This is a genomic window from Paenibacillus sp. P5_B5 (assembly GCF_056400365.1).
On the sequence record NZ_JBFULK010000034.1, the window covers coordinates 1 to 11,199 of the forward strand.

Annotated in this window: 10 protein-coding genes and 2 pseudogenes; all 12 read right to left on the bottom strand. The window is 39.7% G+C overall.

Translation table 11 applies throughout. The features are described 5' to 3' along the window. Nucleotides 1–809 precede the first annotated feature (809 nt). Nucleotides 810–1,281 (bottom strand): annotated as a pseudogene (locus AC1DOK_RS23995) (ABC transporter substrate-binding protein); the annotation flags it as partial. Nucleotides 1,282–1,328: 47 nt separating this feature from the next. Then, on the bottom strand, nucleotides 1,329–1,946 hold the full coding sequence (locus AC1DOK_RS24000) for a nitrite reductase (protein WP_477556812.1): 618 nt from the start codon (nucleotides 1,944–1,946) through the stop codon (nucleotides 1,329–1,331). A 31-nt stretch (nucleotides 1,947–1,977) separates the two neighbouring features. Next, nucleotides 1,978–4,395 (bottom strand): heavy metal translocating P-type ATPase, encoded by a 2,418-nt coding sequence (locus AC1DOK_RS24005; RefSeq protein ID WP_477556813.1) that lies wholly within the window; start codon nucleotides 4,393–4,395, stop codon nucleotides 1,978–1,980. Between the two features lie 219 nt (nucleotides 4,396–4,614). Beyond that, complete coding sequence (locus AC1DOK_RS24010) at nucleotides 4,615–4,815, bottom strand: copper ion binding protein (protein ID WP_477556814.1); 201 nt, start codon at nucleotides 4,813–4,815, stop codon at nucleotides 4,615–4,617. Nucleotides 4,816–4,846: 31 nt separating this feature from the next. Then, entirely contained in the window at nucleotides 4,847–5,179 is a 333-nt protein-coding gene (locus AC1DOK_RS24015) for a metal-sensitive transcriptional regulator (protein WP_477556815.1), read from the bottom strand. Between the two features lie 157 nt (nucleotides 5,180–5,336). Further along, a complete protein-coding gene (locus AC1DOK_RS24020) occupies nucleotides 5,337–6,263 on the bottom strand; it encodes a phosphotransferase enzyme family protein (protein ID WP_477556816.1) in 927 nt (308 codons plus the stop codon). 107 nt (nucleotides 6,264–6,370) lie between these two features. Beyond that, on the bottom strand, nucleotides 6,371–7,345 hold the full coding sequence (locus AC1DOK_RS24025) for a phosphotransferase enzyme family protein (RefSeq protein ID WP_477556817.1): 975 nt from the start codon (nucleotides 7,343–7,345) through the stop codon (nucleotides 6,371–6,373). 326 nt (nucleotides 7,346–7,671) lie between these two features. Further along, nucleotides 7,672–8,196 (bottom strand): N-acetyltransferase family protein, encoded by a 525-nt coding sequence (locus tag AC1DOK_RS24030; protein WP_477556818.1) that lies wholly within the window; start codon nucleotides 8,194–8,196, stop codon nucleotides 7,672–7,674. A 158-nt stretch (nucleotides 8,197–8,354) separates the two neighbouring features. Continuing rightward, nucleotides 8,355–8,828 (bottom strand): GNAT family N-acetyltransferase, encoded by a 474-nt coding sequence (locus AC1DOK_RS24035; protein WP_477556819.1) that lies wholly within the window; start codon nucleotides 8,826–8,828, stop codon nucleotides 8,355–8,357. Nucleotides 8,829–9,027: 199 nt separating this feature from the next. Continuing rightward, nucleotides 9,028–9,978, bottom strand: coding sequence for a GNAT family N-acetyltransferase (locus AC1DOK_RS24040; RefSeq protein WP_477556820.1), 951 nt, complete (start codon nucleotides 9,976–9,978; stop codon nucleotides 9,028–9,030). Nucleotides 9,979–10,185: 207 nt separating this feature from the next. Next, nucleotides 10,186–10,593, bottom strand: a complete 408-nt coding sequence (locus tag AC1DOK_RS24045) for a condensation domain-containing protein (protein WP_477556821.1) — start codon at nucleotides 10,591–10,593, stop codon at nucleotides 10,186–10,188. Nucleotides 10,594–10,826: 233 nt separating this feature from the next. Then, nucleotides 10,827–11,199 (bottom strand): annotated as a pseudogene (locus AC1DOK_RS24050) (hypothetical protein); the annotation flags it as partial.

Below are 11,199 nucleotides of genomic sequence, written 5' to 3' on the forward strand. Positions count from 1 at the left end.
TCGGTTCGAAAGCCTGACATCACTTCCGCTACCAATTCCTTCTTCGTTGTTACAGGGCACCTAAATCTTCTCTTCATGGACTTCTTCCCCCACTATTATATTGTATCTGAAGTAGATAGAGTGTCCAAGTGGATTAGGGGGCTAAATAGGATACTCCGCAATTGCGCTGCTTTTGCTCGCGGTGCGGCACAAAACGGCGTTATTGCGGAAGCTTCTTCCGTTATAACGTCGTTTGCTTCCGCTTCAACCGCGGATCCTACGCAATTGCGCTGGCTTTGCCCGCGGTGCGGCACAAAACGGCGTTATTGCGGAAGCTCCTTCCGTTATAACGTCGTTTGCTTCCGGTTCCGCTGCGGATACTCCGCAATTGCGCTGCTTTTGCTCGCGGTGCGGCACAAAACGGCGTTATTGCGGAAGCTTCTTCCGTTATAACGTCGTTTGCTTCCGCTTTAACCGCGGATCCTACGCAATTGCGCTGGCTTTGCCCGCGGTGCGGCACAAAACGACGTTATTGCGGAAGCTCCTTCCGTTATAACGTCGTTTGCTTCCGCTTCAACCGCGGATACTACGCTATTGCGCTGGCTTTGCTCGCGGTGCGGCACAAAACGGCGTTATTGCGGAAGCTTCTTCCGTTATAACGTCGTTTGCTTCCGCTTTAACGCAAATAAAAAAACGGATCCGCCCTGATTAATGGCAAACCCGTTTCTTCTACAATTGAAAATTGCAGTTTTTGTCAAACTATCTTTTTTCGAACTATCTTTTTTCAAACTGTCTCTTATTTCAATCCATCTCTTACTTCAACCCAACTCTTACTTCAATCCACCTTCTACTTCTTTAATCATTTCTGGAACGGACACTAATCCACCGCCAGATAAGTACCAGAAGTCAGGATCAAGATATACGATGTTACCCTCTTTGAAGCATTGGTTTTCTTCACAAGATCTATTTCAATGATTTCTTTGACAGAGGATTTACCGTCAACAGCCGCTGTGCGATCGACAACGAAGGTGTAGTCCGGATTCTTCTCAACGATATATTCATAAGCGATACTTTGACCATGTGTAGAAACTTCAATCTTAGGATCTACAGCTCAGCTTTAAAACCAAATACATCATGGATAACACCAAATCTGGAACCTGGGCCATAGCCGCTGATTTTATCGTCATTTGTTAACAAGATTAGAGCGTTCTTACCTGCTGCTGTTGCTTTTTCATTCAAAGCCTTAACAGATGCTTCAACCGTTGCGATTTCTTTTGCTACAACCTCTTCTTTACCGAAGATTGACCAAACATGAAAAAAATGAGAGAATCGGCCGTTATTATTAGCTATTAACTTACCTTCGCTTTTAACTCTTCCATCGACAACCGATCGATAAATCTCGTAAACTTCTCCTTCTTCTTCCCCTGTTCTTGATAAAGCTCAATTAATCTTTGTACGATAGGAATCAGTCTTTCCTGCGTAATATCAGACATAAACAAGATGCCAATTGTCGGTTTAATCGATTTGGGCTCACCACCGACGTAGATCGAGTAAGTATCTTTCATTTTGACAACACCAATATCCTTTAATAAAGGTTCACTCGTCCCAAGTGCACAACCAGCGTAACCGATTTTCATTGGACTCGGTGTTGCTATTCCTGCGATAGCCTCATTCAGCTGCCTCGCTATACTCAGCCCAGCATCCTCTTCTCCGCGGCAAAAGTGACAAGCGATCAAGCTCTTGGTATAGAACCCTGCTGGATATATTTCTAGACCGATCGTCTTCAATTGTGCTTTTACTTGCTCGATCCGCTCTTCCTGCATTTCGATATATAGTTGTTTAAAAGTTGTTAACTCAATCTTGGCGTCATCACCAATGATTGTACCAAGCAGCGCCAAATGTTCCGGCCTAAAAATAGCTCCACCTAGTTCAAAGCCAGGCGTAACTGCAAATTTCCCCATTGTCATTCGGCCTACCTCCCATGATAAGCTTCTATTATTATAGCTTCACACGCTGTAGTCGTAAGGCATTGAGTACGACCGATACTGAGCTTAATGCCATCGCAGTACCCGCAACCCATGGTGCAAGTAAACCTAACGCTGCAACTGGAATCCCCAGCGAATTATAAGCAAGCGCCCAGAATAGGTTCTGTTTAATGTTGACCATCGTTCTTTGGCTCATATATATAGCATCTGGAATACTGTTCAGATCCCCACGCATAAGTGTTACATCTGCTGCTTCCATCGCAATGTCAGTTCCAGTTCCGATCGCAATACCAACATCTGCTGTAACTAGCGCAGGTGCATCATTAATGCCATCTCCAACCATGGCAACCTTCTTGCCAGTTACTTGCAGCTTCTTAATCTCATCTGCCTTACCTTCTGGCAGTACTTCTGCAAGTACATAATCGATTCCAACCTGCCCCGCAATAGCATTAGCAGTACGTGTATTATCGCCAGTTATCATGATGACTTCAATTCCCATTTGCTTAAGACGCGCAATTGCTTCTACTGAAGTTTCTTTAATCGTGTCCGCAATAGCAACAAGACCTGCAAATTGACGATCAATAGCAATCAGCATAGCTGTCTTACCTTGTGATTCGAATGCGATCATCGCGTCCTCAACATGATTGAAAGCAATCTCTTCACGATTCATCAGCTTGCGTGTGCCAACAAATACATCTTTACCTTCTACAGTCGCTCGAATACCATAGCCGGGAATAGCTTCAAAGAACTCTGTTGAAGGAATTTCAATATTCTTATCCAGAATACCCGCTACAATAGCTTCTGCTAATGGATGTTCGGAATGTTTCTCTGCTGCTCCAACGAGTCGAAGCATTTCCTTCTCATCCATATTCTCAACTAATACATCTGTTAGCTCTGGCTTACCTTTGGTTACTGTTCCTGTTTTATCAAGAACGATCGTCTTAATCTTATGCATCGACTCTAGATGTTCTCCGCCTTTGAATAAAATGCCGAACTCAGCTGCACGACCAGATCCTGCCATAATAGATGTTGGTGTTGCAAGACCTAGCGCACAAGGGCAAGCAATAACGAGAATAGCAATAGCGATCTCCAGCGCACGTGCAAAGTTGCCTGGTGAAACAATGAAATACCACACTAGAAAAGCAACAACTGCAATACCGACTACAATCGGTACAAAAATACCTGAAATTCGATCTGCAATTCGTTGAATTGGCGCTTTAGATCCTTGCGCATCTTCCACAACTTTGATAATTTGAGCAAGCGCAGTTTCCTTGCCTACTTTGGTTGCTGTAATTTTGATGCTACCATTCTTGTTCACAGTTGCTCCGATAACAGGATCGCCAGCTTTCTTCTCAACAGGAAGACTCTCTCCTGTTAGCATCGATTCATCAACAGATGAAATCCCTTCAATCACTTGACCATCGACAGGAATTTTCTCACCTGGCTTAACAATGACAACATCGCTTACGATAACATCTTCCACTGGTATATTTACTTCTACTCCATTACGAATAACGAGTGCTGTCTTAGCTTGAAGCCCCATGAGTTTCTTGATTGCCTCTGATGTGCGGCCTTTAGCCAAGCTTTCGAACAATTTCCCTAATATGATAAGTGTGATTAGTACAGCACTTGTTTCGTAATACATATCTGGCATATGATGTGTTTCTGCTGCATTCGCCCATTGAATAGTTAGGAATAAACTGTAGAAATAGGCTGCGGATGTTCCTAATGCAACTAGAACGTCCATATTCGCGCTCTTATTGCGAAGGGCTTTATACGCCCCTACATAGAACTGCTTACCAATAATGAACTGCACAGGTGTTGCTAGTGCAAGCTGAACCCATGGATTCATAAGGAACTCAGGCAAGTAGATCCATGAGGTGAATGAGAAGTGACTAACCATAGCCCAGAGCAGCGGAAAAGAAAGAATAGCTGAGATTAGTAGTTTACGTTTTTGCCAAACCAGCTCTTGCTGTTTATGATTCTTTATTTCCGGCTGATCACTCTTTGGTGTCGCTTTATAGCCGAGCTGATCCACCTTCTTTATCATATCTTGAACGCTAACCTCACCTGCTGAGAATTCTACATGTGCTGTCTCAAGTGCAAAGTTAACTGTCGCTTGACTAACACCAGGAAGCTTATTTAATCCCTTCTCAATCCTTGCAGAACAAGCGGCACACGTCATTCCTGCAATATCGAAATCTGCACTTTCCTTCACTGTGCTATACCCTAAATCATGTATCTTCTGTTCGATTGCGGGTAAATTAACTTTAGACTTATCATAAGTTACGGAAGCTTTCTCGAGAGCAAAATTAACATTTGCTTCCTCTACGCCCTCAAGCTTCTTGAGGCCTTTCTCAATCCGATTCGCACATGCTGCGCAAGTCATCCCAGCAATCTGTAAGGTTGATTGTTGACCTGATTGTTCCATCGATACCACTCTCCAGTATATACCCATATGGGGTATATTTTTTTCAAAAAAAATATTGCAAAAAGAAACGGCTTCACCGTCATTTAAGATGGGCGTTTCTTAAAGTGATACTTAGAATTTATGAGCTGAAAGTTATAAATTCTATATCACTCAGAAAGCCGCACCCTCTTACACACAATTAGTAACCAATATGAAGATGCGGCTTATTCAGTTCATTTCTTAAACAATTTCGTATCCTTGGTCATCAATAGCTTCTTTAATTGCATCCACTGTAAGCTTAGACTCGTCATAATTCACAGTGACTGTTTTGGCAGCTAAGTCCACTTTGGCTGTAGCTCCTAATTCCTGCATAGCACCTTCAACCGACTTCACACAGTGACCACAGGACATACCTTCAACGTTCAATGTAATGGATTGCATCCTTATCTTCTCCTCAATCTTCTCAATATAATTATTTCATTAATTTGTTTATCGTAACTAACAGCTCATCTACTACTTCTTGGTCGCCTTCTTGCAGACGTTCAATCACACAACTCTTCATATGACCTTCAAGAAGAATCTTACCAACACTATTCATAGCGGACTGTATGGCCGCGATTTGATTTAGTACATCGTCACAGTAGGTATCTTTCTCAATCAAACCTTTGACCCCACGTATTTGGCCCTCAATCCGATTTAAGCGAGAAACTAAATTATTCTTCACTTTATCTGAATGATGGCTTTTGCGTTCAGTTCTATCGGTATGGCAACTAGACTGATTTGGATCTTCATTAGTTTTATCCATAAGCATCCTCCTTGATGTTCAATATACCATACCCCCATAGGGTATTACAATACGCATTTTATTATTATTTCCCATTTTTATTTTTACACTCAGCAGCCCTTTCATTATTGAACTGTCGTTACCCATTACTTAATTCTGACCCTTATTCACTGTTAGTTCAAGAGTGGCTGTACTCTATTCGATTTCTATATAAGTTCAAGATTCGGACTTGTTCCTCGCTTAGTTCTTTAGAATTCCAATACATATGCATCAAATTATATTCAAACAATTCTTTTAGCTTCAAAAAGCGTGGTAATTTCATAAGCATCTCAGAAGAGAGGTCATTCTCCTCTTCATATCCATCTATTAACGCCTTGGAAATGGATCGTTCATAATCTCTTATGTTTTCTCCCCCTGAGAACGAGAACTCCAGTGCAGAATAGATTGGAACGGCTAAATCGTATACATAATAATGCTTTTCACAATCTTGAAAATCAATCATCGTTAGTTTGGAGTCACTGTCTACAAGGATATTTTCCAGCCACAGGTCTCCGTGTATTAAACCATAATTTGAATTATCCTGTGGCAGTTCCTTAATATTGTTTACAACATCGTGTGCAATTCCCCGTATGGTCTTCTCTTCTGCAGGAATGTATTTGAGAAAATCATATTCTTCGCTCTCGTACCAATGTTTGATATGTGCAGTAGTCTCAGATTTCAAATATCCTTTACTCACTCGATGCATTCTGCCCATTTGTTGTCCAAGATCTCTAAATACAGTTTTGTTCCATTTTGACCGTGGCAGATGGATTCCTGATGCAGCCTGAAATAAAACGACCAGCTTCTCTTCATCTAACATTATATTTCCAATTAATGAATTATTTATAGAGGGTATGATCTTAGGAACACCTATGCCTTGGTTAAATAGATAATTAGTCCAATGTACTTCTTCTAATTGTTCTTGATATGTCTTATAATTCGTTATTCGAACAAAAAAGGTACCTTTTTTTGATTGACAACGGTACATTTCATTTGTTACTGCTTCTACATTATAAAAATTAATAGGATATGTTTTATTTAGAAATTGCAATATTCTTTCTTCCATATTGTTATTCACCTCAACTTTTTAAATCATTGTTCCCCTCTAAAACTGTTAGGTTAGCTGCGTGTTAAGCACTCGTTCCTCGTTAGTTGAACGATGAAGGTTCCATTTTATATTTTATAAAATATACTTTCACCATTGAGGAAGGGGCGACAATACTCTGCACATAATTTCGGCATTCTTTCACGCATCCGGTCATGAACATGTTCGTTCTCCATTTGAAAAACGTAATACCCGATTATAGAAACCAACATAAAACCTTCCAGCTGCAGGAGATCATTTGCTGTATTTTCGCGCTCTCTGTAATAACCCGTAAGGAAAGTATCTCTTCGATCGGATGGCAGCATCAAAGCTCCCATGGCCACATCAAGCAAGGCATAACCGGTTCCGAAAAAGCCAAAATCGATGAAGCGCACCTCTCCTTCGGTCGTGATGATGGTATTACCCTTACTCAAATCCCCATGAATAAGGTCAGGGCCTGCCTCCCCACCATGGTCATCTAACCGGGAGTTGATCAATTGCAGCGTTTGTTCAATGACATTAGCATCAGAAGACGTAAATAAATTCTTTTGCACACCCGAATGGATCACTCGGATCATCCGTTCATTATTGGCTTTGCCTTGACTCGGGCGAATCTCCATACCTGAATGTTCGTACTGCCGAAAAAAAGTATGCAGTTCTGCTATTTGCAATCCCAGCTTTTTTACCAGTTCAAGATTGTTAACATCATTCTTACTCATGTCTCTTCCATCCAGCCAGGTGAGGACGGAGCAGTTCAGCAGTTCACCTTCGTATTCGATGATCGAAATTAGTTCACCATCTTTGTTTCTTACAGGAGTCTGTACTTCGTTGATGCTCCAGCTTCCCAGCTTCTCAAGCATTTGCAATTCTCCAAGAATACCGCCGTATGTATGCTGCAGACCTTTCATGTTGTCTATAAGAGGATCATGAATGCGGAGTAAATATGATTTTCCCGTTCTGTCATTAACACGATATGTTCTGTTCTCGTTATGCCTTAAGAAAATAATCTCAGACTGTTGGATATCGTACCTGCCTAGTAACTCCAAAAGTTTCTCGTTCGTCATAAGGGACTCCTTTAAAATAGAAGGATTCTTTGATTCAATTTTCGTACAATACGCAAAAAAGTTAGGATTTTACGCGGTAACTCTTCTTTGTAATCTTCGTCTGAATCATAAAGTTTGAAATATGTTTCATAAATCTCCCATTTTTTAATTTCTTTATTATTCACACAATCAACTTCGACTACATTCCAAAAGTCTTTCACCAATATACTTCTACAACATTTTTGAACTATCCTGCCCGTTACTTCAATGCGAAAGGGAGCAGCTGCTCGTAGCGGTCTGCTCCCTGGTTGTCTGAACTATCGTGTCCCGTTTGTGCAATAAATAAGTTATTTAACAAACTTGTACATAAGAATATCATCAATATACTCTTTATCATTTAACTTGAATTCTTTTATTTTGCGACCTTCCTCAACAAAGCCCATGCTTTTATAGAGGGATATTGCCTTATGATTTGTAGAGAATACTCCCAAACTTAACTTTTCAATTAATGGGTTCTTTTCTGCCCAATCTAATAATGCTTTCACAAGCATTTTCCCAATTCCCATACCTCTGTAACTTTTACTAAGCATCATTGTAAAAGAACCAGTGTGAGACAATCTCTTTCTATTTTGTGAAAAAAACACAATCCAACCAACTACTTCATCGTTAATTTCTGCAACTAACATTATTTCTTTATCATTTTCTAATATCTTCTGTATCGATTCTCTTGTTTGTTCAAATGTTCTATTAAATTCTTCTGATACATGTATTAAAAAAGCCCCTTCACTAACAACCTCACTTTGAATATTTAAAACTGTAGCCGCATCTTCCATTTTAACACTGCGTATAATTACATCTTCTTTTTCAGACATTGACCTCACCCATCCATTAGATATGCATGACTATAAGATTTCAACACTTAATCAGCAAAATCCTGTTCAACTAAACTGCCAGTTACTTCAACGAAAAATCAGCCGATCATTCTGGCTGGCTGCTGTCTTGCTTGATTATGCTAATGTGTCCCGTTAGCTTAGCGATTAGACGAAAAATTTTTTATGGTGTCATGTTCATATAATTTAGTAGGCCGTCCCCATTCAAAATTATCCAGTCCTATTTCCCTGAATCCGTACTTCTCATAATAACGGATATGGTCAGTCGCCAAGTATACCTTATCATATCCCAGTCCCCCTGCAATTTGTCTGGCATGCTCCAACAATACTGAACCTAAAGCCTGTCCTCGCTCAATCTCGTCAATGAATAAGGGCGCTATCCAGGGTGATAAATCTTTTCGCATTATAAATTCCTGATCGATTAATTGATAAAATCCAATTATTTCTTCGTTCTTCAACAGCAGAAATGTAAGTGGGAGCATACCTTCTGATGATAAACTTTCATCAATTTTCGGAAGTACAACTCCCTTCACCTTTGGCCACTTTTCTTCAACAAATTGAGCAAGCTCAGTCTGACGTAGAGGACAATCTTTTATAGATTTAATAACTAACATTTTATCGCCCCTTAATAATTGGTTACGATTAATACATGTTTAGATTATAAGTTATAATACCACCTGGTAACACCCTCCTTCTGGTCAACCAGAATACTTCATGATACATCTTTAACCGCTCTGCAAAGAACCCTGCATGTAAAATTCACGATATCATTTTACATGCAGGGTTCTTAATATTCATTTTAGTGTTCCACTGTTAAATAACACATTCAATAATACTTTCACTTTTTGTCACCTTATATCCGAGCTTCTTATATATATTCAGTGCATTCTCATTGTTCGCCCTGACTTCAAGATGGGATTCGTCCATCCCCTTGCCTACCAAATAATCCATTCCTCGGCTAATCAGATATGTTGCTAATCCCTTTCCACGCCATTCAGGTAACACGAAGATTTGTTCCGTAGAAGCTCTGTTTATCTCTCCGTTCGCATTCTCTTCTTCATCCCAGTAAAGCATAATACTGCCAATTAATTGTCCCTTATCGAATGCAGACAATGTTGTGCCCACTGCCCACAGTTTAGATAACATAAAATGCTTTACTCCCTCTATATTCCATGGCTTCTCAGGAAAAGCTACATTGTACGCTTGAACGTAATCTTCTATTTCTTTATCATCTTTCATCTTCCACTCTCTTACTTCAATCTGGTCAGGATTAGGATAATGCTCGATGGGCTCAGCAAGATTTCTAGCCATATGATAAATCCCTTCACTTACTATAAAACCATTAGAAAGCACATACTCTGAACTTTCCTGCTCGGACGGGAAAAAGGTAAAGCAAATTTTGGTTTTTTTATTGACTGCATCTTTCTTGATTTCACTTACTCTGTTCATTAAATGTTGAAATAACATCTCTCTTAATGCCGCATGATCCGCAGTTAAGGGATTATACTTAATTTCCACCCATAGTACGTTCTCCGCACTATCGCTACTGTCTGCTGCCATTATAGGATAAATAGAGGAATATCCCTCCAGCTGACCTTTCCCGTTCAATGCACAGAACATATTTCCGTTGTCAAATTCGGGGGATAGGTACGCTTCTCCTGGAATTACTGAGGTTTCAGGGAATACTTTGTTGTACGCTAATTGAACGTTATAAATGCTGGAGACGTCTTTCGGAATAAAGTTTCGAATTATGTAATTGTTCAATTTATTAACCCCTATTCAAATAAATAAATTATTATTTTCGAATCAGAACTCTATCATTCCTATAATTGTAAATATATTAATAATCGAAGAGGTTGTCCAGCTCATCCTGTGTCAAATTTGCCGTTTCGAAATCCGAGACAGTAAATTCAATTTCCCCTTTAGAACAGCAATGTGATATAACCTTTCTTAAATCTTCTATAAATAAATTCATAAATTTTGTATGTTATGTTTTCTGAATTTGTTAGGAATTCTCCTCAGATTATCTTTCACTTCTTTGATATAACCCGATGTAGTATTCTCTGATAATTGAATCGAGAAGGGGTAAATACTGGTGAACCAGCCCACAGTTCTCGTCAAATCGATATCCTTTCCTGCCTCTCTTCCGTGCCCCTCAAGTTCTATCATAATTTTGCTACTTCGGGTAAATTGTTTAATAGCCATAAGTAGTGCTGTAACTATTAACTCTCTTGATTCCGTACTGTGCGCTTGATTCGCCTTTGTTTTTAACAAATCTGTCTCAAACTCACTAAGTTTCGCAACTACATGACCCGTATGTTTATAGGTGTCTGGACCCATATCATAATCAGTAGAATACGAATATAATTCATCCGTCATAGCCAATTATTATAAGAACTAAGGGCAATTGATCGTTGAGTTTAAGTTAGCTATCTATCCTGCCAGTTAGCTGAGAAGGTTGCCGATGTAATGCAGTCAGCAGCCTTCTACTGATGATTATTGAGCTATAGTGTCCCGTTAGCGTAATTAAGATCGAATCGAACCGAGGGGGCTTGTCCCCCGATGCGTAAACATGGTGTTATAGGAAGTCAGTGCCTTCATCGACTATTCTTTCATAATCTATTCCTATCTTTAAGGTTTAACATTTGATTATTGTATAAATTCATTGCAATTTCATGATTCCAGATCTGTGCTTCAACATAAGGTATCGTTCCTTTATGAATCATTGATTCAAGGTTATTCATTACATCAGTTGTCATCATAGACTTTACTTCTGACATTGTAAAAATCTGCCCATGATATTTAGCGTTGTAATATTCTTCTGGTTTATCTCTTCCCATCCAAAATGAAACCATACTATCTGGAAATGTAAAGCTTACATCATTTTCACTAAATATTGATAACGGAATTCGTAGAAAATTTATATCTAACCCCGTACTCGAAGCGTAACTCTCTATCCAATCTGCTGTCCCCAAGACGGAATAA